The 22,694-nt window shown below is 51.7% G+C and carries 25 protein-coding genes and 2 pseudogenes; 8 read left to right on the forward strand and 19 right to left on the reverse strand.

Features of this window, described 5'->3' with window-relative positions:
* Positions 1-24: 24 nt before the first annotated feature.
* The 11 genes and pseudogenes from ABEV74_RS02840 to ABEV74_RS02890 all read right to left on the reverse strand — a co-directional run.
* Positions 25-381, reverse strand: a complete 357-nt coding sequence (locus ABEV74_RS02840) for an HIRAN domain-containing protein (RefSeq protein WP_430143301.1) — start codon at positions 379-381, stop codon at positions 25-27.
* A 127-nt stretch (positions 382-508) separates the two neighbouring features.
* Positions 509-1,630, reverse strand: coding sequence for a Fic family protein (locus tag ABEV74_RS02845; protein WP_430143303.1), 1,122 nt, complete (start codon positions 1,628-1,630; stop codon positions 509-511).
* Between the two features lie 92 nt (positions 1,631-1,722).
* On the reverse strand, positions 1,723-2,679 hold the full coding sequence (locus tag ABEV74_RS02850) for a 3'-5' exoribonuclease YhaM family protein (RefSeq protein ID WP_430143477.1): 957 nt from the start codon (positions 2,677-2,679) through the stop codon (positions 1,723-1,725).
* 390 nt (positions 2,680-3,069) lie between these two features.
* Entirely contained in the window at positions 3,070-3,654 is a 585-nt protein-coding gene (locus tag ABEV74_RS02855) for an ATPase (protein WP_430143304.1), read from the reverse strand.
* Positions 3,647-3,826: a hypothetical protein gene (locus ABEV74_RS02860; RefSeq protein ID WP_054797303.1), complete on the reverse strand. Its 180-nt coding sequence runs from the start codon at positions 3,824-3,826 to the stop codon at positions 3,647-3,649. Before ABEV74_RS02860 ends, ABEV74_RS02855 begins: the two co-directional genes overlap by 8 nt.
* 151 nt (positions 3,827-3,977) lie before the next feature.
* On the reverse strand, positions 3,978-5,642 hold the full coding sequence (locus ABEV74_RS02865; protein WP_430143306.1) for an SWIM zinc finger family protein: 1,665 nt from the start codon (positions 5,640-5,642) through the stop codon (positions 3,978-3,980).
* A gap of 368 nt (positions 5,643-6,010) precedes the next feature.
* Positions 6,011-6,649, reverse strand: coding sequence for a UPF0158 family protein (locus tag ABEV74_RS02870; protein WP_007781149.1), 639 nt, complete (start codon positions 6,647-6,649; stop codon positions 6,011-6,013).
* Positions 6,650-6,661: 12 nt separating this feature from the next.
* The gene (locus ABEV74_RS02875; protein ID WP_430143308.1) at positions 6,662-7,795 is read right to left on the reverse strand and encodes a DUF6155 family protein; all 1,134 of its coding nucleotides are present in this window, start codon (positions 7,793-7,795) and stop codon (positions 6,662-6,664) included.
* Between the two features lie 78 nt (positions 7,796-7,873).
* Entirely contained in the window at positions 7,874-8,266 is a 393-nt protein-coding gene (locus ABEV74_RS02880) for a type II toxin-antitoxin system VapC family toxin (protein WP_036712124.1), read from the reverse strand.
* Positions 8,267-8,602 carry a hypothetical protein gene (locus tag ABEV74_RS02885; protein ID WP_430143310.1) on the reverse strand — a complete coding sequence of 112 codons (336 nt, stop codon included), beginning with the start codon at positions 8,600-8,602 and terminating at the stop codon, positions 8,267-8,269.
* Positions 8,603-8,886: 284 nt separating this feature from the next.
* A pseudogene (locus tag ABEV74_RS02890) lies at positions 8,887-9,084 on the reverse strand (RNA polymerase subunit sigma-70); the annotation flags it as partial.
* A 95-nt stretch (positions 9,085-9,179) separates the two neighbouring features.
* On the opposite strand from ABEV74_RS02890, the gene ABEV74_RS23245 reads away from it, so the two are divergent.
* Positions 9,180-9,527 (forward strand): hypothetical protein, encoded by a 348-nt coding sequence (locus ABEV74_RS23245; protein ID WP_488168578.1) that lies wholly within the window; start codon positions 9,180-9,182, stop codon positions 9,525-9,527.
* Positions 9,528-9,694: 167 nt separating this feature from the next.
* Positions 9,695-10,174, forward strand: a complete 480-nt coding sequence (locus ABEV74_RS02895) for a GAF domain-containing protein (RefSeq protein ID WP_430143312.1) — start codon at positions 9,695-9,697, stop codon at positions 10,172-10,174.
* A 6-nt stretch (positions 10,175-10,180) separates the two neighbouring features.
* Here ABEV74_RS02895 and ABEV74_RS02900 read toward each other — a convergent pair whose 3' ends face one another.
* Positions 10,181-11,167, reverse strand: coding sequence for an aldo/keto reductase (locus ABEV74_RS02900; protein WP_062492148.1), 987 nt, complete (start codon positions 11,165-11,167; stop codon positions 10,181-10,183).
* A gap of 135 nt (positions 11,168-11,302) precedes the next feature.
* On the opposite strand from ABEV74_RS02900, the gene ABEV74_RS02905 reads away from it, so the two are divergent.
* Positions 11,303-11,833 carry a YfiT family bacillithiol transferase gene (locus ABEV74_RS02905; protein ID WP_430143314.1) on the forward strand — a complete coding sequence of 177 codons (531 nt, stop codon included), beginning with the start codon at positions 11,303-11,305 and terminating at the stop codon, positions 11,831-11,833.
* A 9-nt stretch (positions 11,834-11,842) separates the two neighbouring features.
* On the opposite strand, the gene ABEV74_RS02910 is transcribed toward ABEV74_RS02905, so the two are convergent.
* Complete coding sequence (locus tag ABEV74_RS02910) at positions 11,843-12,589, reverse strand: MBL fold metallo-hydrolase (RefSeq protein WP_430143316.1); 747 nt, start codon at positions 12,587-12,589, stop codon at positions 11,843-11,845.
* Between the two features lie 311 nt (positions 12,590-12,900).
* Positions 12,901-13,134: pseudogene (locus ABEV74_RS02915) on the reverse strand (YdeI/OmpD-associated family protein); the annotation flags it as partial.
* 753 nt (positions 13,135-13,887) lie between these two features.
* Between ABEV74_RS02915 and ABEV74_RS02920 the strand changes: the two are divergent.
* The 4 genes from ABEV74_RS02920 to ABEV74_RS02935 all read left to right on the forward strand — a co-directional run bounded on the left by ABEV74_RS02920 (position 13,888) and on the right by ABEV74_RS02935 (position 15,078).
* The gene (locus ABEV74_RS02920) at positions 13,888-14,088 is read left to right on the forward strand and encodes a hypothetical protein (RefSeq protein WP_430143318.1); all 201 of its coding nucleotides are present in this window, start codon (positions 13,888-13,890) and stop codon (positions 14,086-14,088) included.
* A gap of 14 nt (positions 14,089-14,102) precedes the next feature.
* Entirely contained in the window at positions 14,103-14,336 is a 234-nt protein-coding gene (locus ABEV74_RS02925) for a transposase (RefSeq protein WP_430143479.1), read from the forward strand.
* On the forward strand, positions 14,308-14,778 hold the full coding sequence (locus ABEV74_RS02930; protein ID WP_430143320.1) for a hypothetical protein: 471 nt from the start codon (positions 14,308-14,310) through the stop codon (positions 14,776-14,778). Before ABEV74_RS02925 ends, ABEV74_RS02930 begins: the two co-directional genes overlap by 29 nt.
* Before the next feature lie 78 nt (positions 14,779-14,856).
* Positions 14,857-15,078, forward strand: a complete 222-nt coding sequence (locus tag ABEV74_RS02935; RefSeq protein ID WP_430143322.1) for a hypothetical protein — start codon at positions 14,857-14,859, stop codon at positions 15,076-15,078.
* Between the two features lie 608 nt (positions 15,079-15,686).
* On the opposite strand, the gene ABEV74_RS02940 is transcribed toward ABEV74_RS02935, so the two are convergent.
* The 5 genes from ABEV74_RS02940 to ABEV74_RS02960 form a co-directional block, all read right to left on the reverse strand.
* On the reverse strand, positions 15,687-16,769 hold the full coding sequence (locus ABEV74_RS02940; protein WP_430143324.1) for a transposase: 1,083 nt from the start codon (positions 16,767-16,769) through the stop codon (positions 15,687-15,689).
* 102 nt (positions 16,770-16,871) lie between these two features.
* The gene (locus ABEV74_RS02945) at positions 16,872-18,305 is read right to left on the reverse strand and encodes an FMN-binding glutamate synthase family protein (protein WP_430143326.1); all 1,434 of its coding nucleotides are present in this window, start codon (positions 18,303-18,305) and stop codon (positions 16,872-16,874) included.
* Entirely contained in the window at positions 18,292-18,564 is a 273-nt protein-coding gene (locus ABEV74_RS02950) for a hypothetical protein (RefSeq protein WP_430143328.1), read from the reverse strand. Before ABEV74_RS02950 ends, ABEV74_RS02945 begins: the two co-directional genes overlap by 14 nt.
* Positions 18,565-18,674: 110 nt before the next feature.
* Positions 18,675-19,535, reverse strand: a complete 861-nt coding sequence (locus tag ABEV74_RS02955) for an aminoglycoside 6-adenylyltransferase (protein WP_430143330.1) — start codon at positions 19,533-19,535, stop codon at positions 18,675-18,677.
* Between the two features lies 1 nt (position 19,536).
* A complete protein-coding gene (locus tag ABEV74_RS02960) occupies positions 19,537-20,700 on the reverse strand; it encodes an iron-containing alcohol dehydrogenase (RefSeq protein WP_430143332.1) in 1,164 nt (387 codons plus the stop codon).
* A gap of 139 nt (positions 20,701-20,839) precedes the next feature.
* Between ABEV74_RS02960 and ABEV74_RS02965 the strand changes: the two genes are divergently transcribed.
* Entirely contained in the window at positions 20,840-22,639 is a 1,800-nt protein-coding gene (locus tag ABEV74_RS02965; RefSeq protein ID WP_430143334.1) for an extracellular solute-binding protein, read from the forward strand.
* The last annotated feature ends 55 nt before the right edge of the window (positions 22,640-22,694 follow it).

Here is a 22,694-nt window from a genome sequence, read left to right on the forward strand (position 1 = left end):
TTCTTCTTTTTCACAGAAGAATTATCACGGATTCAGGGAAAACGCAACGTTCTCTGTCGTTTTGATGATGTACACTTCCTCTAGACCCGGCGTAAGTTCAACAATTGCCGTATCCTTAACGACAAATCGCACCATGCCGCAAACATGATGCTCAAACATATCATAAATCCGGCCGGCGCTGCGGCATCCTTTCGGTACGGTATGCGGACTGTTGGCGACATAGCCGATTTTGCCCAATGGGATCATATCCACCTTTATCGCTTCATGGTCATGCGGATTATCCGGGTCTTTGATCAAGTGAACGACCTGACCCGGCTTTAGAAATGCTGCTCCGTAGTAATGCTGAGTGCCTGTGACGGCGATATAGATCGGTTGATCCACTGTACTCACTCCCGCATGTCTTTCCTTCATTATGACGGATCGCAACGACCATAGATTGTCAGCGAATATATGTTCTGCGCACAAAAAAAGCACTGCGGCATCTCAACTTGAGATCGCAGTGCTGCATTCATTTTAGAAAATGGGCAAACTGATCCGGCGCATTCCGAATGTCTTGTGCCAACTTCTCGTATTCCGCGGATAATTTGACCGAACGAACTCTTTTGGCGTCTTGATCGCGCGGCTCAATGAATCCTTCTTCTCTCCAATGACTTACCTTTTCCCTTATTGAACGGTCCGACAAACGCAGCAGGTCCCTCATTTCGCTTGTCGTTAGGGTATCTTGTTTAAAGGTTAATTGAGCAAACACCATTCTTTGCTGGGGATCTAACTTGCGAATTAGATCCGGTTCGATTTTGGTCATTTGAGCAGATTTCTCCGTTACGATGGCAGCGGCCTCTTGAAAAACCTCCGCCAAACCATCGATAAAGAATTCCAGCCAAGGCGTCAAATCAGCTTCATTCCGCCCAAAATAATAATTGTGATGGAGACCCAACTGGAGTCGGCGATAATATTCAGCCAAGTTGCGGTCATAGAAATTCTCGAGTACAAATAACCCCTTTAAGCCATATCCGCCGCGTCGTAAAAGATATGTCGTGATCATCCGAGCCGTTCGGCCATTCCCGTCCAAATACGGATGGATCGTTAGGAACTGCCACATGAATATGCCAGCCTTGATAGGAACCGGAACCGAATAGGTTTCCGGCGAGTTCACCCAGGCAACCAAATCCTCCATTAATACCGGGACATCTTTCCATTCCGGCGGCAAATAAAAACCGGAGGCATTGCGGCTGCCTACTTGATTCTGTTCTTCGCGATACTCGCTAACACGCGGTCTTCGTCCGTGTGATATTCGGATAATAGCATGCAGCTTTTTAATAAATTCCTCTGTGACCGGGAGCTGTCTTTTTTCGGCTTCATCCAGGTATTCCAAAGCTTTCATTAAGTTATAAACTTCCTGCTCTTCATTGTCATTGCTGGTTTGGTACAAGACTTTTCGCTTCGTCACCTCGTCAAGTGTGTTTCCTTCAATTTTCGTTGAAAGAATGACTGTCTTTTCCATGGATTCTTTCTTAAGCATATCCAGAATAGATGCGGGCAATGGAAGCAAATCCACCACAACACTGGCGCGTTGTATATCCATTAGTCTGCGGGCTATGGTGTCCGTTATTGAATATTTGGGTGTAAACATAACATCACCTTCCTCAATAACATTGTACCATTGCCGCTATTTTGCCGCAAAGTATTTTTGTTTCATTGCATTTTCTTCGTATATTTTAATTTCTACAATGACATCCTGTACAACGCTTTATTCTCCAGCCCTCGAACCGGCTGTGTCCACAACTCCTTGTCCGAAGTGGCGCTTAGTGCGTCCTCCGCCATCTGGAGTTTGGCATCCAGTGCGTCAATATAGTGCAATGCTACCGCTTCTGCCGTTTGCGGCTGTACCGGGCTCCCCCATTCTCCGAGGTTATGGTGAGAGAGAATAAGGTGCTGCAATCCGATTACTTGTTCCGAATCAAGCGGAAGTTCCAGCCGCAATGCAGCTTCTGTGATCCAACCGGCTGCCATTGCGATATGACCGATCAGCTTACCTTGTACGCTATAGTCTGTCACGACCCCAAGCTGGGCGATCATCTCCTCGGGCTTCGCGATATCATGCAGGATAATCCCGGCTTTGATCATATCTGCATTCAGAAATGGCCGCTGCTTGCATAGGAACTCACCAATTTCCAGCATACGAACGATATGATAAGCCAGTCCGGCAAAGTAAGCATGATGGTGCATTTTGGCTGCCGGATAATGAGCCAGTTTCTCACTCACCTTATCGACGCAAAAGCTTATAATATCACGAATGACCGGGTCCGAAATACTCTCGATTACTCTGTATATGACCTCTAATAATTCCGCAGATTCAATTGGAGCCGCCCGAATAAAATCGGTTAGGGACACACCGTCTTCATTACTTACATTGCGAATCCGGGTGATCTTAACCTGCGGCTTTTCCCGATACAATTGAACGATTCCCTGAACCTTGACTAGCGTCATCGGAGAAAAGCTGTCTTTTTCTGTTTCCTTCACATCCCAATACTTGGCAGGGAGCTGGCCGCTGGCATCACACAGCACCAAATCGAAGTAATCCTTTGCCGGGGATGTATTGGTCTGCTTCAGCTCCAGCTCTTTCAGCAAATAGAAGCCGACGAACTCATCGTTCGTGGTCAGTTCTTTTATCAAAGTCATTCTTTTCACCCCCATCTACAACTCCAAAAACTCTGCCTCTGCCTCTGCCTCAGTGATCTAGTATATTTTTATTTTATAGTTAAGTCATGACAACACTTTGTCAGCGAATATATGTTCTGCACAAAAAAAACGACCAGATCTAATCCGGTCGCGTAGAATTCCTTATTCACATTGGGAGAAATGTAAAATTCAAGATTTAATCATCTTCGGTTAGTAGTAATTCCCTTTTACAAACATCACACTGGACCTTGATAACCAATCCTAGACTTGTTGGTATAAATATGTACGCAAACTTTGCTCCCGTTACATCTTTGGGTTCACATTTATCCCAATTATTAATTTTGTTTTCCATAGATTTGCTAATTTCAAACTTCATATGATTCTCCATAATCAATGTAACTGATCCTTGATCTTATGCACCCATTTTGGAAGAGATTCGGCCTGATATTTTAAAATACTATGTTCAGCTTGCATAACGATTTTACCGGAAACTTCGCTATTATCAATCACAATCAAATGATCAATGAGATGGATATGAGTTAGCAGATTTTGCATGGATGTGGTTTGTCTCCGAATGATGTCTTCAGTCGGTATATGATGTCCGCCGTTTCGAACTCTGGCGACAACACGTTCGATATTGAGCCGAACATCATTTAGACCCACATAAAACATCGTCACTTCAAAGCCGTTCGCCTTGGCTTCCCGTATCAGTCTTATCGCATTACCGCCGGCCAAAGTCGTTTCTACAGAAAAATCGCGTTTATGATGGATACAATCTCTCGCAAGTTTAATCGCTTCTTTGCCTGCGGATACTTTGCGGCGATCCGGATGGTCAGGATCAATGCCGCGAGCTAAAGCGTCGGGATCTATATTGACACTGATACCAAGCCTATCCACTATCAAATTGCGAATGGTGCTTTTGCCGCTGCCGTTATTGCCGGCGAATACAACCATCACTGTGGAGTACTCATTCATGATGAACCCCAGGATTGTCGATTGGCTCGATCACACCGTTTGAATATTCTTTGACAATCTGGCCTTTTTCCGTTTGATAGACAATATAAGTTCCGTTCGCTTTTGCATCCAGTTTCGCGCGATCGCCCGTAAGTTTGATCAGTTTTTGCAAATCTTGAATACGATCCATCATAGGTCACCACCGAATCCGTCTCCATTTAGACATTATTATAACATATTCGATTATGATCAAAATTACAGGTTTCGCATACCGGTTTGTCCACCCTCATCACAAAAAAATCCGCTGTGCACAAACCGCGTGACTTCTTATTCCATTATAAAGTTCAAAAACGGATCTTCCCCAACTCCTCCCGGAAAGCCGGTCTTCGCGGAAACCTGGTTAACAATTTTTGTGTGACGGTGAACGCTTCTTTCCGTCCGCCAACCTGTTGAAGCATTCGAATGATCCGGCAAACATCGGCGTAATCTCGCCTGTCTCTGGATTGATCCGCCCGGAATTCGATATATGCCACGAAAAGCGCCTTCACCTCCTCCGGGTAATGCGGAAGCAATTGCTTATAGAACGATTCAATTCGGTAAGGTGCCTTGCGGACATGTTCCAAAAGCCGTGCGAACATCTCCTCTTCCACCAGGATTTGGGTATACGTATGCTCTCCCCTCGGGCTCTGCTCCAATTGATCAAACATATCTTGCAGATACAAGGACCATTCTCCCTCATCCGAAAATGTATCCTTCACAGACCGGTAATAATCATATTCTCCGTTCATGATCAGCTCCATCCCGAGTTTCCGCTGCTGTTCGACTTGTCCTGTGCGATGGTATGCCTCATACCGATATTTCTTCCAGCGATAGACGAGCCCCGGCAGCCCCTGATCTTGAGCTTCCCCAGCCTCCGCCAATCGGATCGCTTCCTCGGCATCGCCTTGCTCAAGCGCCGCACGAATCGCAATCTCCCGGATTTCCGGGAAATGCAGATGTCTATACAAATAAGCTTTCGCCTGTTCTTCATCTGAACGTTCCAATATTTGACCATATCGGAGCACAGCCACCCGCTCGTCTGCGTACCTCTTCGACCAATTGCTCCCGGACATATGACCCAGGAGTGAATCCGCCGCATCATCCCATTGATGTTGCATCTCTTCCGACTCGATCAGCGCGCCCGCCGCCTCGAGGAGCGCGAGCTGCCAATCCGGCCACCCGTCATAATAAGGTTGATGTATCTCCTCCAACAACCGACGGAAAATCTTCATGCGTTCTTCCGCCGGAATATGATGGCGATCCTGAACCAGCTTGAAGATCGATTCCAGACAGCTTTCGATCACGATCCCGACTCCACCGTCCGAATCGTCGGCGGACTGCAATAATTCAATCATCTCTTCGATGATGCAAAACAGAATCGCCAGCCCGTGCAACCATTCCTCTTCATCGAAGGCGGAGAGAGCCTTTTCAGCGACGATCTTCGCACCTTCCACCGCGTGGCTTACGTTCCGCCAAGACACAAAACCATGATCATCCGAATATGTGTCAATGTAGGATCGAATCAACCGTCGGCAGGCGTCCAACTCCTGATCCGCGCCCCTTTTCGACAAGTGGAGTCTGATGCGCTCTTCCGCGGTATATGAATCCGATGCAATCGAGAGCAGCAATTCGATTAATTTCTCCTTGCTCTCTGCTTCCAACAGTTGCCGGAGAGACGGTTCCGGTGAAGATACCCCGTCTGCTTCTCTATTCTTAAGCTCGAGGAATACGGCGACTTGATGCTTGCATACCGGTCCAAAATCGTACGGACAATCGCATTCCGATTCCATTATGTTGTTCTCGTTGTCTAGCCTTACATAAACCTCATAATCCTCGTACCCGCGCACAACCGCAGTGTACTTTTCATCGGCAATGGACTTCAAGGAAATTACCCGTCCTTCGGACGCGTATTCCTTCCCTCTGTGTACAACTGCAGGATCTATGTATCTGGAAAAATCGGATAAATTCAAGAGGACCACCCCCTTTTGATGCTTCTTTCCATCTTGGAATTCCAATAGTCGATGAACACCTGATAAGATCGCACCGTGGTAAAGAAGGGAATATGTTGGTCTGCCGCAGCGTCTACATATTCATCTTTTAGAAATGGTGACAGCGACACAGGTAGTATATCGGTTGCCATTTGGAAAATAATCCTGCTCATTTGTTGCTTTTATGCTTAAGGATGTATGTTTTAGCCAAGTGGTTTAGATGGCCAACAGCAATTGAATTGGGATAACCTAATTGTTGAAGTTCCGAAATGACCGCTTGAGCATACAGCTTAATCATCGTCTGTCTTGAAGAACGTTTCACCGGTATCCCCTGCCCAAACATTTCTTTATTACTCGAGAATCAACTTCACTTCAATGGATTCGAACCAATCAGAAACACGTTTGCGATTCTGCTCTTCAACAAACTGGTAATACCGCTCTAACTGCTCGCTGTCGGAAGATAACGCATCCTTGAATCTTCGGAATATTCTCTTGCCGCCGCTTAATATGTGCATCAAAGTGGATTGCAGCTTTTTATCTTCAACCGTTTCCGCAAAATCAACCATGTCGGTATATCCTTCATCCGACTCCCGTTTCGGTATCCGAAAGTAAATTTCATTAAAGCCTTCTTCAATGATCTCGCTTAATTCTTCGTCCTCTTCATCCCGGTCAAACGTTCGCAACATGACAACATCTCCAGTTTCGATATTCAGGAAGGACTCTATTCCTTCTACGTACATGTCGTATGCATCCACAATCTCCTGAAACTGCTGCTTGGTCAATTTCAATTCTTTCATAGGTTCTCCCTCAGCTACTGTCGCTTTGATCAACTCGCCGCGTTGTTCCGCCTCATATTCCTCCCACGTGATTCCATACGGGAAGCCGCCATCCGTATATCCGGCGATAAAATAGAAATTCTCGTCTTGCTCCAACAGCCCCGTGAATTCCGCTTTCTGACCGGTCCGCTTATTTTTCTTCCTGCCGCGCATTAAGTTCCCCACCTAAATCCATCTTATTTGAGCGTGCAGATTAGCCAAATTGTCATGAAAACCCCAGCCGATCCCTTCTGTTTTCGAAACAACGGCTTCGAGACGTTCCTCGAATTCGTCGAACAACTCGGCTGTTTCATCTTTATTTACTTGATCAATGATATCGGCATACATGGACATCATGCTGTAGTAGAAGCGTTCATCAATATCCCCGTAGCTTAGGGTGAAATCAACTCCATTTTCAACGTAGACCAGCTTCAATTCCAGGGCGTACCTGGCATTTCCAGTCAATCTCTCGAATTCCGAAATCGCATGTTTCGCTTCCTGGAGTCTCAGCTTGCCAAATCCCCGCTCAGGGAAAAACTCTTTCTCAACCTTCTTGCAATACTCTTGAAAGAGAGACTCTACTGCTTCATCGCCCAGTATTCTTACAGCAAGAAACTTCTCCATATCTTTGCTGGCGCCATAACAAGCCTTCACCAAATCGATAAGCTGGTCGCTATTTAGCTGCTTCAGATGCTTATTCAGAGCAGACTTCGTCAGCTTCACAGGCTTTTTCCCTACCGGCCGCTTAACCAGTGACTTGGGGATCAGCTTGTCCTTCTGCCGCTCAAGCTCCTGATTCACTTCTTCGCAGGAGAAATGTTCGGGATCATATCCTTCTCGAACCCAGCCTATAAAATGATCCCGCTCCGGATGATTGGGAGTAAGCAGTACTTCCAGCATATGCTGATGCCCCCACACGCCTCCCACATCTTCCTGCGGACAGCCGCGGGCACCATCTAGACACAAGGGTGCCGGGTCGGATGTCGATGCGTCGATTTTGATCAACGTAACCGTGTGCTGCCAATCATCTCCAAAATCATACACGTATGTAAATACGGTGTTTTCTTCGTGAACATGCTTCTGAACGATTTCCCTCCGTGCATTCAGCACCTCGCGGTCTTCTATATGCTCGAATGTCGGATCGGGCAGACCGATCACCTTTTCTTTCACATGAAACTCGTATAAATGGTAATTTTCCCATCCCATGACCGATTGGATGATTTTGTGAAGCTGATGAAACGTCACGTCCGGATGAAATTGAAACTCCCGCCAAATCTTCGGGGCAATCTCATTCAGTTCGATTCTGCATCTATAAACCATGATCGTCTGTTCTCCTTTTAAGTATTCCGAGTATATAAACAAACCCACTGTATCCCGGTTGGAATTACAATGGGTAGGCTAAATGGTAAACAGCGGCAAACCGAATGCTTCCCGAACAAAGCTCATATCGTGGTCCCTTGATACAAGACCAAGCTGGTGCTCAATAGAAGTTGCAATAATAATTGCGTCCGGAGTTTTAAGCTTCCGTCCTTTCGACTTTTGTTCCCTGCGTATGTCCCCGGCAAGTCGGGCAACACTGGAACTTACCTCAATACATCTTCGTGAATTAAACAGCTTGATTCCTTGCAAACGATAAGCGGATTCCAGCCCGCTGAACACTTCGCACTCCGTAATTACGGAGAAATAAATCGACATCCGATCGTCACTGGCTTGCCGAACAAAATCCAACGCGGCATGCTCACCAGCCAGCAGTGCAATGGCGATATTGGTATCGAGTAAATAACCATCCATTTAATTCCACTCTTCCTCGCGCATTTTCTTGACTTCATCAGCCAACTGTTTAGCTTGTTCCGGTGTTAAAACCCCGGCCGACTCGAGTATGTCATCAATGGAATAGTCATCCTCGACTTCAATCGTGTCGTTATCCAAATTGATTTTTACTTTGCTGTGCGTAATATTCATCTTTTGCAGTATGGAGCGAAGTTCCTTAGCCGTTTGTTGATCCATCTTTTTGGGCAAAGACATGGTTAAAACACCAACCTTCCGATTTAAGATTTGCAAAATATTTCCGTATTTCCGACGTATTCTGGGCTTTGCCGGATTTATATTCCATTCTGCTCTGCTCAATCAGGGATTGGAGCTCCGGATTGGCTTCAACATCAGCTTGAATCGATCACTGTTTTTCGATATCATTTCACTCCTGTCATAATCGTTTCTTCTGTCATACTGGAGCGCTTAATTTCGTGTTACCAACAGTATAACATAACACACTCAAAATCCAGAAGGAGATAAGCCGGCCTCTTTCGGACCAGCTTATCGATCCAGATGGCTTGTCCCCCCTCACCGCACAAACCGCCCGCTGCACACAAATCGCGCTGCTTCCGGACGTCGGTTCGTGTTCACAACGTGTTGACAATATGCGCGACGAGCCGCAAATTGTGCTCGATGAGCAGATTGCGCGAGTACTGGTTGCCCTCCGCCATCAGCTGCAGATGCTTCAATTCCTCTTCTTCGGAAAGCGGCTGCGGAAAAGCGTTGTTCTTCACATACGAAACGAGCAACGACAGCTGCTTGATGAATAAAGCAATAGCGGCAAACAATCCGGGCATCGTGCCACCCACCCCCATGAAGAATTTGCCGGGAACTGTTCCGGTTCCGGCAACGAAGAAGCCGTTCTTCATTGTATGTGGGCATAAGCCCAGAAGTGCCTGTACGCCGGGATATCGCAGCCGCGACATTTTCCGGAGCGGATTTTGCAGGGCGATGCGGCGTACCGGAATTATTTTATCGAAGCGGATCCGAATATGGACTATTCCTCGGTCACGAGGCCGCGGCCCATGAAGAAATCGGCTTTATCGAATCGCAGTCTTACTTGAAACCGGAAACGCAAATCAAGGAGCATTTCAAGGGAAATATTACGGACAACCGTGCTTTTGGCCGCAAAACGAACGAAGGGATTGAAAGCTATTTTCAACCGTTCTTCATCGAATCCATACTGAACAAAGAGACGGCGCAAGAAATACGAAATATTTGGACTACCCTTATCCTGTGAAGGTTTGACCGCTTTCCGTCAAACCCGCTTGACACATCGGAATATCCGTCATATGATCGAATCCAAATGACCGGGGTATCCGGCAAAATCGCGTGATTAGGACTCGAACAGGTGATTGTCGCCGACTACGACCGTCCTTTGAACCGCTTTGGAGGTGCGGAAAAGATATGTTCAGGAAGCAACCCTATACCGGCACGCGCGAGGAGCAATACGAATTGCTGCTCCGCCAGTTGACCGGTCTGATCGAGGACGAGACCTACCGCATCGCCAATCTGGCCAACGCCGCGGCGCTGCTCGGTCAGTTTTTGGACGATATCAATTGGGTCGGATTTTATTTGCTGGAAGGGGACCAGCTTGTGCTCGGGCCGTTTCAGGGGCTCCCGGCCTGTGTCCGGATTCCGGTTGGCCGCGGCGTATGCGGGACGGCCGTAAGCCGGGGAGAACCGATTGTCGTCGACGATGTGCATCGGTTCCCCGGCCATATCGCTTGCGACAGCGCGTCCAACTCGGAAATCGTCATCCCGCTGCGCAGCGGGAATGCCATCATCGGCGTGCTGGACATCGACAGCCCCCGTTTCGCCCGTTTCGATCGGACGGATTTGCATTATCTGTCCCGATTCTGCGACACGTTGGCTGCGCATTGGTAAGAGAGCCTATTCGGTCCGGACGAGCGGCCGGTAGACCGCGAACGGCTTGCCGTAGCGGAACGGCTCGCTCATCTCGTCCAGCGCGGCTTTTACTTCCGCATCCAGTCCGATCTCCAGGCTCTTCAAATTTTCCTCCAGCTGCCCGACGCGCGTGGCGCCTACGATGACAGTCGAGACGGCCGGCCGGTCCATCAGCCACGCCAGCGACAAAGCGCTTGGCGACCAGCCGCGCTCCGCCGCCAGCCGGCCGACCCGCTCCCCGAGCGCAATCGTCTTCTCATCCAGAAACCGGCGGAATGTCGGGTCCGTATCCGCCCTCGATCCTGCAGGCACGCCGTTCGCCGCGCCGTATTTGCCGCTTAGGATGCCGCCGGCCAGCGGAAAATAAGGGATGATGCCCACGCCCTGATCCGCGCACAACGGGACCAGCTCCTGCTCGGGTGTACGGTCCGCGAGCGAATAGCTGACTTGCGTAGAAATATACCGGGCATACCCTTGGCGGTCGCTGATCGCAAGCGCCTTCATCAATTCCCATGCGGCATAGTTGGACGCTCCGATATACCGCACCTTCCCCGAGCGGATCATGTCGTCCAGCGTGCGCAGCGTTTCGTCAAGCGGCGTGTTCGGATCGAAGGTATGGATCTGATACAAATCGACATAGTCGGTTCGGAGGCGCCGCAGGCTGTTTTCCAGTTCCCGCTGCAAATGGTACCGGGAAGAGCCGCTATCGTTCGGCCCTTGCCCTCGCGGCAGCCCGGCTTTCGTCGCAAGCACAACGTCGTGCCGCTTTCCGGCGAGCGCCTGTCCGATGATGCTTTCCGATTCGGTATTCGCATATATATTCGCCGTATCGATGAAATTGATGCCGCGGTCCAGCGCATGCTCGATGATGCTGATCGAGGTGTCCCGGTCCGCCCGTTTTCCGAAAGCGTTGGCGCCCAGTCCCAATGCGGAAACTTGCAGCCCGCTGTTTCCAAGACGACGATATTGCATGGTCATTCGCTCCTTTGCCCCTATAGATCGCATCTATTGTACCCCGATTTTCTTCCGGATGAGAAGCCGCACAGTACAAGTTTCTCTTAACCTTTGATATGATAGAACATAAACCGAACGAGGAGGATGAAAAATATGGGATTGGATCTAAACCGGCTGCGATATCCGATCGGCCCGTTCACCCCGCCGTCCGGCGGCGACGACGTCGAGCCGTTCATTCGCGGCCTCGAAGAAGCGCCGGCCCGGCTTCGGCAAGCGGTCGACGGACTGAGCGAACCGCAGCTCGATACGCCGTACCGCGAAGGCGGCTGGACGGTCAGACAGGTCGTGCATCATCTGGCGGACGCCAGCATGAACGGTTTTATGCGGACAAAGCTCGCCCTGACGGAGGATACGCCGGTGATCAAGCCTTTCGAAGAGGAAGGCTGGGCGCTGCTCCCCGATGCGAAGGAAGCCGAGGTCGGCCTGTCCCTGGCGATTCACGGCGCGCTGCATGACCGTTGGCTCATCCTCCTGCGCAGCCTGCGGCCGGAAGACTTCGAACGTTCGTTTCGCCATCCGGCCAGCGGCATCTGGACGTTGCGCAAGGCGATCGCGTTCTTCGACTGGCATAACCGCCATCATACCGCTCATATCACCGGCTTGCGCGAACGTATGAATTGGTGATTGCCGCTCTTATACCGCGGCCAATTCGGCGATTCGCCGATTGCAATCCCCGCGGTACATGCCGCCGTGATAACAAATCACCCGCTCGATATCGAAGGCGGCAAATTTCGTCAACGACCGGACCGCCAGCCCGGGATCGACTGCATGTTCGGGATCGGGTCCGAGCAATTCGCCTCCGGCGACGTTCATCGCATCCGCTGCGATGAGCGTCTTGCTCGGCCTGTGATACAGGCTGATATGGCCCGGCGTATGGCCCGGCGTTTCGATGACCGTCAGCCCGCCGCCGAACGGCAGCTCCTCCCCGTCCACCACCAGCCTGTCGACCGGTGCCTTCGGCGGATTCTCCAACGTCCGCTTGAACGCCTCTTTCCATTCACCCGGGACGCCTTCCGGCATGGAACGCAAAGCCGACGCGATGCGCTCCGGCGTAACCTTCAGCAGCATTCTGTCCCCTTGTATATACGGCTTCTCCAGCTCGCTTGCAATCACGTTGATTCCGTCCGGACCGTTCTTCAGTATGGTGGCCAGACTGCCGATATGATCGATATCCTGATGGGTGATGATGATGTTCGTCAGCCGATCGACGGAGAACCCTTCGGCTTCAATCGCACGCTTCAGCAACGGGTATTGGCCCGGATATCCGGTATCGATCAGTACAATGCCGTCATCATTCCATACCATGGCCGGACAGACCGTTTCGGTCCGGCCCATCACGACGGCCGAAAGCTCGAGCATGGCGATTCCTTGACTTGCCATCGTACAATGCCTCCTTCAAAACGGATGTTGGGTTCAGCCGCATTGTACCAGCAAGCAAGATTTTTGTAAATAAAAAATATTTATTATACCATATAATTTTATATTTGTCAATAATCTTTTTTCGCAAGGCTATGTTTAACCTCAATGTTGATTTTCAGCTTAAAGAAAAACCGCTCTCACGGGTGATCGATTTGTTCAGCTAACGTGTCCCGTCAGCTTAATTCTCTGTTCTCCTTTAATAGAGTGTTTATACTGCAACTTTCTTATTTGATTGAGTGTTACCTGCGATCCAAAAAGGAGTTCGAATGAACGCAAAGTGAGGATTTCATCGAATTTATTTTGAAGTTCTTCAGGAATGATGAATTCTGTATTCTTTTTAAAATTCACTTCCAAACCGGCTTTTTCAACTTCAATGGCTTCATGAATATAGGCTTTCAAGATGGTTTCCATTCAACTATTTCTCGAACATTGGTAAACCGAATCTGGCGCCCCGCCTGTACATTCTCCGTTTGTTGGATTAGAATACCATGGGCATCATGTAACAAGGGATCCCGCTCTTTCATCGCTGCTCGGATTTTGCGCAGCAAGCGGAGAGACGGTGCCGATTTTCCCCGCTTATCATAACAACGATGTCTGTATCTTGCTGTGGTCCATTAGCATTGGCTGCTTAGGGAAGAAGTAAAGCAGTTACGATTGAAAGTACCGTTGCTCGCAAAACTTTTCTAGACATAAACCATCCTCCTCCCTATTATTATAATTTGTTTCGTATATATGGTAAAATATACTAAAAAAAGTGTATATTGGGAGTGTGATATTGTGCATAAAAAAAAACAGAAGCTATATTGTTTTTGCGCTGCTTGTATGTTTGGCATTCTCTTTAACTGTGAACGTTTATCTAATGAAAAAATCTACATATACTGCTGAGGTTGCCAAAGTAATTAGTATTAATCGAGATCAAACAACGATCACAATTAGGAATTTAGGTGGTCAGGAAAGGTTGGTTAAGGTTAAGGCGGTGGACTCTGAGGTTCTTCAATTGGATACAACCTATTGGTTAGAATACAAATCGAACTTCGGTGAAACGCCTCGATTAGTTTCTTATAAGTTGTTGAAGTTCGATGAGTGATGCGAAATGTTGAATTGAGAGTTATTCATGACTTGAACCCTCTGTAAGCTTTTCTTAAATAGCGAATCAAAAGTCCAACAGCCACAAGGGTTTAGGACCTCTTTTGTCGAATTCAAGTGCAAGGAAAACAGGGGCTTACTCGCGAAAAACCTTGCACATGGTGGCATCCAAATTGTATCAGCGAACCGAGAGCCAGATGATCATGCAAGGCGACTTCTTTTTGCCGTTTGGCGGGAAACTCGCAGAAGATAACCGCTGGGTGTTGCTCGCCCAAATGTTTCCGTGGGGGAAGCTCGAAGAGAAGTATGCGAAGAACTTTGAGTCTCAAGGGTCAGAAGGCTGTATCGAATCCGTGTCGCTCTCGGCGCCCTGATCATCCAGGAGCGGCTGGGCACCGATGATCGTGAGACGCTTCGTCAGATTCTGGAGAACCCGTATCTGCAGTACTTCCTCGGTCTGCCCGAATACCAGTACCGTCGCCCGTTTCACCATTCACTCATGACACACTTTCGCAAGCGGCTGAGCGTGAAAATCCTCGATGAAGTCAATGATTGGATCGCTCTGGAAGAAGCGCGTAAGTCGAGTGAAGCGAATGATTCATCGGACATTGACGACGATTAAGCCTGGCAACGGGGCGGCCGCAGCAACGGACGAGTGCGCAGAACCGCAACTTCGGCAGATGGAACTGACAAACGTGGGGGAACTGTTGCTGGACGCGACGTGCGCGCCGGCGGACATCGCCTACCCGACGGATCTGTCTCTTCTGAATCAGACCAGAGAAAAGCTGGAGCAAATCATTGACATTCTGCATGAACCACAGCGCGGAACAACTCGCAAGCCAAGAACATACCGGGAGCGTGCCCGCAAAGCCTATCTGGCGATTGCCAAGCAAAGGCGCGTGAAGCCACGCACGATGCGCAAAGCCATCGGCAAGCAGCTGCGGTTCGTCTCCCGTGATCTTCGCATCATCGCCAAACTCGCCGAGACGACAGGCGGCCTGACGCAACTGCCGCGCCGTTTGTACAAGGAACTACTGGTCATTCAAGAGCTCTATCGCCAATAGCAAGCGATGTATGACAAGCGAACGCATAGCATACCCGATCGGATTGTCAGTATCACACAGCCGCACGTGAGGCCGATCGTGCGTGGCAAGGCTCGGGCGAACGTCGAGTTCGGCGCGAAGCTGGCGATTAGCCTGGTGAACGGTTATGCCTTCCGGAAGTATTTGTCCTGGGAAAGCTTCAACGAAGGACAGACGCTGCAGAATGCAGTGGAACGCTACCGAGCCAAGTTCGGCTATTATCCCAAAACGGTGCTGGCTGACCAGATTTATCGCACACGCGACAACTTGCGCTACTGCTAGGAGAAGTTCGTATACAGCAAATATCAACAGTTGAATTTTCTCGCAAAAAAAACTACGACTGACCAATTAACATACAATACTTATTTTCTGTTTCCTTGAGGTACTTTGCAGGATTCCGTCTAAATCTTCTGCGCTTTGTTGTTTCTTCAAGGCGTCTAGCCCAACGTTGTCGTTCAGCGTGGAACACTTCGTAGCTAACGCTTTGGAGCCTATTCAACACATCGGTTTGCCGGAGAGCATCATCGACAAATACAACAAACTCACCGGACCGCATGATGTACTCGTTCCAGCTTCTGAGTCCCGTCATTCGTCGATGACGTGTCTTTGTCCGTCGGAAAAATCGCTCATGATCGTTATTTGTTCGAGGAACATGAGGGTGATCGTAACAAGTAAAGAGTCCTTTCCAGAATCCGTTGGTGTAACTCTTGAAGTTAGTGACCATTGGGCGGTCGTGCTCTTTGGTGTATGTTTGCTCCAACCATTGCATCAAACATCGCATGTGGAGTCGCACCGATTCACTCGTTTGGTCAATGTCTGGATTCAAGATGTTAGCGGCGTGATGCAGAGGACGTGACCAGCGTTTCACTTCTTCATAGAGTTGATGGAACTCATTCAGTTTGTTGAATATTCTGAAAACGTTCTGGAGCAGAGAGGGCCCCTTTTTTATCCAGGCAATTTTGAAGCGATGTCTGAATGGCCTGGGCGTTTTCGCAAATTCGCACTCCGGGTAAGTCTAACGGTGGATTACCGTCCTCCAGTAGTACAGAACGGATCGCCGCCAAATAGTCTTTCACTACTTCGTTTTCCGGCGATTCGTCTTTGTCTAATTTTCTTTCGATATCGCGGATTCCGCGAAGACTTTTCTTAATGCCGGTTTTCAGCTTCCGGTCAAGCTCCACTACTGGCTTAGCGATGTCTTTTAAGTAGTGGTACTGACAATATTGGTACGGCACCTCTGGGAGCAGCGACTCCATTGCAAGACGTATAGATTGCTGTCCGTCCGTGACAATTCCAATGATACGGAAGCCAAGATCAATGACAGGCTGAATAAGTTCTTTCAGTTCTTCCGACGAGCTGCTCTTCACGCTTTTCGCGACAAGAATCGTCCCGCTAAACACTTCACGGATCACATAGAGCGTCTCGTTTCCTTTCTCGGGTTGAACGCCATCCATGGAGATCATAATTCCTCCGTGTTCTTCAGCAACTTGTTTGAGGACGGATTTCACATGGTCTGTGACGCTAGAGCGGAGTAAAGTGACGTACCGCTCGTACAATCTTTGTGAGTTTCGCTCAGAAGTAGCGACACCGCGTTCATTAAGTTCTTGGGTGATTTCTGCAATGGTCATGTGATGCTTAAACCGTAATTGCCCGACGAGAGCCAATACATCGAAGCCGTATGATGTATGTTTCATGCACAAGGAATCTGCTTCAGCTGATCTGTAGTATGTCTTAGGGTAGGCGCAGTTAGAGTTGGAGCAGACATATGCCATGCTCCATACTTGAATAACACCGGAAAGAGTCGCAATATTTTTCTTCCATGCTGTGTGGCTACGTTTCAATTTCGAACCACAATGGAGACGCTCAAGCTCAGGTCGATAGTATATTTTTCTCTCGGGAACAATTCGATTTTTAGGCAAAGGCATTAGAAAACCTCCGTCAAAGTATGTAAAAAATACTTCGACGAAGGTCATTGGAAATCCTTGTTAGTTAATTGGTCAGCCGTAGAAAAAAAAAGCCGGGCCGGAGGCCGGACGAATCCGCCGCCTCGCGCACCCGACTGGTCCGATTCCGGTCTAGCTGTGCAGTGGCCGGGAATGCTCAGCGTCTGCCGCGACGCCGGTTTGTTCCGAATGCGGAAATCGGACCTCCGTTTCTTCCCGCACCCGGCGCTCCGTGTCCGGAGCGACCCATCCCCACGAAATGCCGGTCGCGCGGGCGATTTCGGCATCCGTCGTGCACAGATCGCTTTTGGAAATGTCGGACAGAGCCGTTCGGCCAAGCGATTGCGCGACGAGCTCCATCTCCATGACGCAGGCGTTCAGATAGCGGGCGAGACTGCGCGACGCCGCCTCGACATCAAGCTCCTCCGTCCGTTTGCCCGTATAGACGACAAGACTTGTCGCCGGTTCGAAAGGAGCGGACTTGACGAGCTGTTCTCCGATCATCGCCATAACGGCGGCTGTGCCGATATAGACGGCGTCCGCGCCCAATGCCATCGCTTTCAGCATGCTGCCCGGCGTGATAAGCCCGCCGGTTGCGATCAGGCTCACTTTGCCGGTCTCGCCGTGGCGGGCGAGAAACTGCGCGGCGCGGGTGACCGCGAACATCGTCGGCAGCCCGACATCGTCCTGCAGCGTCGGCGCCCCGCCATGCGTACCGCCTTCCGCGCCGTCCAACGTGATGAAATCGACGCCCGCTTCCAGGGCGATCCGCAGCTCCTTCTCCAAATGATGCGTGGCGGCGATTTTCAGACCGACAGGCACGCCGGTTTCATGCCGCAGCCGTTTGACCAGCCGGATGAAGTCGTCCGCGGAATCGACCCCCGGCAGTCTGGAATGGATGACGGCGGGCTCGCCTTCCTTCAGGCCGAACACCTCCCGGTAATCCTCGCCGATATTTTTGACCGTCGTACGCTGGGAAGTCGAGCCTTGCGCCCCTTGGCCCAATTGAATCTCGATCGCGTCGAGCTGCATATATTTGTCCGGCGTATTCATCCAGCCCCCGCGATTGTACTGGCCGATAAAGAGGCGGGCCGCTTCCCGCTCCTCTTTCATCAGTCCCGCCTCGCCGGAATTGGTCGCCGTGCCGACCGCCGTGGCGGCTTTGGCCAGCGCGAGCTTGGCGTTTTTGCTGAGCGCTCCGCCGAACGACATCGCCGCGATCATGATCGGAATGGAGACGGTCAGCGGTTTTCTCGCCCGCGGTCCGATCGTGACGGACGTTTGAATGCCGATTTGCTCCGGCGTCGGCATCCGGAACAGATGAACCGGGTTGAACAGCACGCTCTCCCATGGCGAGAAATGGATGTAGCTGCCGAGCGGACGCGGCACCGGCGTGCCAGTCTCCGACCGCATCAAGATTTCCGTAAAGTTCGGCATGCCGATTTTGCGTCCGGCCGGGATCATGGCCGCTATATTTTCCACATAATGGTCCTTGATGACGCGCGTAAGCGCTTGATCCACCGCCACATCGGCAACGGAACGGACGATGCGCTCAATGAATTTCATGGTCGGCTCCCCGCTCCGTGCTGCGAAGCATGCCGTCGATTTGGCGGGACATGTTCTGGCACATCTGCTGTATCGCGCCGAGCTGGCGGGAGGCGCTCTGCTCTTCGACCGCAATATCCACGAGCTCCCGCTGATCGAAGTTCGTCAGCCGCTGAAAATGCTCCCGCTCCACGCCGGACAAGGTACCGGCCATCGTTTCGATCCGGTTAATTTCCGATTGTAAATATTGCAGCACATGCTTGACATCCTGTTTTCCCATCGCTTCTGAGCTCCTTCTGCTAATATTCGGTTATTGTCGCTCATAGCGTATCCAGAATCAGGATTGATCATGCAGCGGTTTCCTTCAGCTCCAATCGTTTGAAACGGCGGTCAGGAGCTTCGGGGCATCGCCTTGACGCGCCGCAAATAACCCGTGACGTTTTCGTCCTCTTCGGCCGGATAGCGGTACCCGAAATGGCTCGCGACAGCCTGCGACGTATCGCGGAACAGATCGCACATCGCAAACAGAGCCCGCCACATCTTCTCCTCGTCGGCATCCGCATACGTGGCGGTGAAAGCCTTCCACCGCTCCGGCTCCAGAAGCCGCTTATAATATTTGCCGAGCTTGCCGGGATCGGCCGTAAAGCCCGTTCGTACGCCGATATGCCAGTTAAGCATAAGATGGAGCATGTCCCGGACCGGACCGTCGGCATGATATTTGGCGTAGGAAAGCTCGCCTCTCCACAACCCTTTGGCGACATAGGTCGCGACCCACCAAAACTCGTTGCAGCAATCGGCGAATTGTCCGGCTGTCGGCGGCTTCGGCAAATAATCGCGATTGCTCGGGGGCGGTAATTCCCCTACGGCACCGTCCTTGTCCAGCAGCAGCAGGCTCAGGCTGTCCGGCGCCATCTCGCGGAGCCGGTCAGCGGGATAAAACGTCAGATCGATCCGGTCGCCGTCCTGAAACAGCATCAAATAAGCGAAACGATTCCGATCTTCGGACGGCGGAAACAGCCGCGAGTCGTCCGGCGTCTGCATGATCAGCACATCGCCGAAGCGGCCGATCCAGCTGCGGTCGCGGACGAATGCGCCGACGTCCGTCACGGCATAGACGATATCGTAATCCTGAAAGCGGTCGCGCGGCGCATCCGGATTGGCGCGGGAGCCGTTCATGATAACCGCACGTATCCGCTCGTCCTCCCGGGCGAAGCCGACAATCGCGTCAAGCATTTCCCGCTCGCTTCTCATCTTACAGACACATCTCCAGAATCGTTCTTACGTCGTCCTTCTCCAGCTTCTTGAAATTGCCGATCGGACCGAAACGAACCGCTTCCTCCGCCATCCGGTCCAGCATCTCGCCGCCGATGCCGAGCTGCCCGAGCGTGGCGGGCGCCCCGATGCGCGTGAAATAGGCGCGGGTCGCCTCGATGCCGGCGAGCGCCACTTCGTCGTCGCTTTTGCCGCGCGGGTCGACATTCCAGACCCGGACCGCGTACTGCACGAAGCGGTCGACCCGCTCCTTGTACACATATTTCATCCAGTTCGGGAAAATGATCGCGAGACCGGCCCCGTGCGCAATATCGTAAATCGCGCTTACTTCATGTTCGATCGCATGCGTCGCCCAATCGGTTTCGACCCCGATCGGCAGCGTGCCGTTCAGCGCATACGTGCCGCACAGCATCAAATTGGCGCGCGCCGCATAATTCGAGCCGTCCTTAAGCGCCAGCTCCCCGTTCTCGATCACCGTCTGCAGAATCGATTCCGCGAACCTTTCCTGCAGCGGCGTATCGGTCGTCAGCGAAAAATATTGCTCGAATACATGCGACATCATGTCGACGATGCCGTTCACCGTTTGATCGCGCGGGACCGTAAACGTCAGCTGAGGATCGAGAATCGAAAATTTCGGGTAGATCAGCTTGCTTCCCATTCCCCGCTTCAGTTTCTTCTCCCAATCGGAAATGACCGCGTTGCCGTTCATCTCCGAGCCCGTCGCCGCCAGCGTCAGCACCGTTCCAAGCGGCAGCGCCTCCTGGATGACCGCTTTGCGCACACAGAAATCCCATACGTCGCCCTCGTAAGGAACGCCGGCCGCAATCGCTTTGGCGGCGTCGATGACACTGCCTCCCCCGACGGCCAAAATAAAGTCCACCTTCTCCCGGCGGCACCGTTCAATCCCTTTATGTACGGTCGCCAATCGCGGATTCGGTTCGACTCCCGGAAGCTCGAACACCTCCGCCCCGATTCCGTTCAGCTGCGCGATCACCTCGTCGTACAGCCCGGAGCGCTTGATGCTGCCGCCTCCGTACACGAGCAATATCCGCTTGCCGTATGGCTTGACGTGCTCGCCGAGCTGGCTGACCGTCCCTTTGCCGAACAGAAGACGGGTCGGATTGTACAATTGAAACGAGTTCATAACACGACAACCTCCTTGAATGGTTCGTATCGCTTCATCTTTATTTTACCTTAACCGGCCGGCGCGTGCCGATTGATTATTCCCATAATTCGGAATCTTTTGTACAATGAAAATATGACATGGACGAAAGGAGATCGGTATGAAGAAGTCTGTAAAGACCGCAATCGCGTCCGCCGTTGCCGCCGCGGCGATCGCCGCCGCTCCCGCGGGAGCCGCTACGCCCCCGGGTCCCGGGGACGATCCGACGCTGTCAGAGACAACGTCCGCATATGCCGGCATTCGCGTCGCGTTTCCGGATACGCCTGTTTCGTTCCCTTATCCGCCGCGCGTAATCGACGGCACGACGATGGTGCCGGGGCAAGCGCTGCTGGAAGGGTTCGGCTATCAGGTCGAATGGAAAGCGGACAAGCAAATTTTGAAAGCGGTTCACAAATCCGGTTCCGAGCTCGTGTTTCAGGTCGGTCTGCGGGAAGCGATTTTGAACAGCCGCAAAGTTTCCGGTTTGCCGGCGGCGCCTTATATCGAACAGAATACGGTGTTCATTCCGCTCCGGATCGCCGCCGTGGCGAGCGGCATGACCGTCTCCTGGGATTCGGCCAAACGCGTCGTCGTCGTCCGCGATCCCCATGCCCTGCCCCGCATAAGAGTAAGCACAAGAGCGGACGGCGACGCCAGCGTCGCGCCGGACAAGCTGTTGGCGTACATGAAGGAAAACGCGAAGGTGAATGCGGAAATTCAGCTTATTCCGTCGGAGCACTACCGCGATAAGACGAACCTGATGATTGCCGCGGGCGATCTCCAGGACATTATGCTGCTGCAGGACCATGAAGGGTACCAGGACGAGCTGCTGCCGGCTATCGCGATCGACTTGACGGATAAGATCAAGGCGTTCCCCCGTCTGCAGAAGCTCGCGGAGAGCGGAAGATGGATTAACGGCAAGCTGTACGGCATCCCGAAGCCGGCCGACCCGCATGACGCCGCCTTCCCCGCCGTCCGCCAGGACTGGCTGAACGCGCTCGGCCTTGCGCAGCCGAAGACGATGGACGAGCTGTACGAAGTGATGAAGCGATTTGCCGAGACGGACCCGGACGGCAACGGCAAGCACGATACATACGGTCTGGCAGGATATGCGGACGGGGCCGGCTTGGGCGGGCTGGCCTGGGTCGAGCACGTCTTTACCGGCAGCCCGACCCGATTTTCCGTCAAGGACGGACAAGTGGTCGACCACGCGGTAAGCCCGGAAGAGACCGAGGCGCTCGCCTGGCTCTCGCGCGCCTATGCCGACGGATTGATCGACCCTGAATTTCCCGTCCTGAACAAATCGCAATTCGCGCAGCGGCTGTCTGCCCATACCGCCGGCATCGCCGCCGTCACCGTCGCGGAAGCCGGAGCCCTGTCCGCCGGCGATGCCGACTGGACGCCGTTATCCGATTTGAAGGCCGGCGTTTCCGGCAAGCCGGTCTCTCCGTGGAATACAAGTCATGATATGTACATCATCAGTTCCATGTCAAAGAACGATCCGCATAAGCTGCTGGAATGGCTGGACCGCGGATTCGCGATGGCCGAATCCGGGGAATGGGAGCGGATGCCCGGTTTCGGGATGGACGACCGGACGGCGGCAGGCTATCTGTTCGGCCGGCCCGATCTCGCGAACGTCATCGACGGCCTGGACAGCCTGTCGAACGAGCAGAAGGAGACGTATCGTACAGCCGTGCAGACGTGGCGTCGGACGTCTTACGAAGGGCAGACGCTTCCGCAGGCGGAAGCGTTGTGGCGATCCGGCCAGTTCGCCGAGATCAACAGCAATCTGGAGCTGTACAAGCTTAAGGTCATCCTGGGCCAGGCGTCGCTGGACGATTGGAATCAATATATCGCCAGGCTGACCGCCTCCAGCGATTACCGAAATATGATGAACGTGTTGAACAAGCTCGTCCCGTAACCCGCAACGCAAACAGGCTCTTGTCCTTCACCCGGACAAGAGCCTGTGCTGTGTA

Source organism: Paenibacillus cisolokensis, assembly GCF_050481165.1.
GTDB classification, from domain to species: domain Bacteria; phylum Bacillota; class Bacilli; order Paenibacillales; family Paenibacillaceae; genus Paenibacillus_AH; species Paenibacillus_AH cisolokensis.

What these genes read in the sequence shown, in the direction of transcription:
- ABEV74_RS02910 (WP_430143316.1), bottom strand. Translation starts at nt 12,589, where the DNA reads ATGGCAAGTCAAGGAATCGCCATGCTCGAGCTTTCGGCCGTCGTGATG.
- ABEV74_RS02940 (WP_430143324.1), bottom strand. Translation starts at nt 16,769, where the DNA reads ATGACCTTCGTCGAAGTATTTTTTACATACTTTGACGGAGGTTTTCTA.
- ABEV74_RS02895 (WP_430143312.1), top strand. Translation starts at nt 9,695, where the DNA reads ATGTTCAGGAAGCAACCCTATACCGGCACGCGCGAGGAGCAATACGAA.
- ABEV74_RS02905 (WP_430143314.1), top strand. Translation starts at nt 11,303, where the DNA reads ATGGGATTGGATCTAAACCGGCTGCGATATCCGATCGGCCCGTTCACC.
- ABEV74_RS02955 (WP_430143330.1), bottom strand. Translation starts at nt 19,535, where the DNA reads ATGAGAAGCGAGCGGGAAATGCTTGACGCGATTGTCGGCTTCGCCCGG.
- ABEV74_RS02875 (WP_430143308.1), bottom strand. Translation starts at nt 7,795, where the DNA reads ATGGTTTATAGATGCAGAATCGAACTGAATGAGATTGCCCCGAAGATT.
- ABEV74_RS02845 (WP_430143303.1), bottom strand. Translation starts at nt 1,630, where the DNA reads ATGTTTACACCCAAATATTCAATAACGGACACCATAGCCCGCAGACTA.
- ABEV74_RS02900 (WP_062492148.1), bottom strand. Translation starts at nt 11,167, where the DNA reads ATGCAATATCGTCGTCTTGGAAACAGCGGGCTGCAAGTTTCCGCATTG.
- ABEV74_RS02880 (WP_036712124.1), bottom strand. Translation starts at nt 8,266, where the DNA reads ATGGATGGTTATTTACTCGATACCAATATCGCCATTGCACTGCTGGCT.
- ABEV74_RS02860 (WP_054797303.1), bottom strand. Translation starts at nt 3,826, where the DNA reads ATGATGGATCGTATTCAAGATTTGCAAAAACTGATCAAACTTACGGGC.
- ABEV74_RS02855 (WP_430143304.1), bottom strand. Translation starts at nt 3,654, where the DNA reads ATGAATGAGTACTCCACAGTGATGGTTGTATTCGCCGGCAATAACGGC.
- ABEV74_RS02850 (WP_430143477.1), bottom strand. Translation starts at nt 2,679, where the DNA reads ATGACTTTGATAAAAGAACTGACCACGAACGATGAGTTCGTCGGCTTC.
- ABEV74_RS02870 (WP_007781149.1), bottom strand. Translation starts at nt 6,649, where the DNA reads ATGCGCGGCAGGAAGAAAAATAAGCGGACCGGTCAGAAAGCGGAATTC.
- ABEV74_RS02965 (WP_430143334.1), top strand. Translation starts at nt 20,840, where the DNA reads ATGAAGAAGTCTGTAAAGACCGCAATCGCGTCCGCCGTTGCCGCCGCG.
- ABEV74_RS02960 (WP_430143332.1), bottom strand. Translation starts at nt 20,700, where the DNA reads ATGAACTCGTTTCAATTGTACAATCCGACCCGTCTTCTGTTCGGCAAA.
- ABEV74_RS02945 (WP_430143326.1), bottom strand. Translation starts at nt 18,305, where the DNA reads ATGAAATTCATTGAGCGCATCGTCCGTTCCGTTGCCGATGTGGCGGTG.
- ABEV74_RS02950 (WP_430143328.1), bottom strand. Translation starts at nt 18,564, where the DNA reads ATGGGAAAACAGGATGTCAAGCATGTGCTGCAATATTTACAATCGGAA.
- ABEV74_RS02930 (WP_430143320.1), top strand. Translation starts at nt 14,308, where the DNA reads ATGATTCATCGGACATTGACGACGATTAAGCCTGGCAACGGGGCGGCC.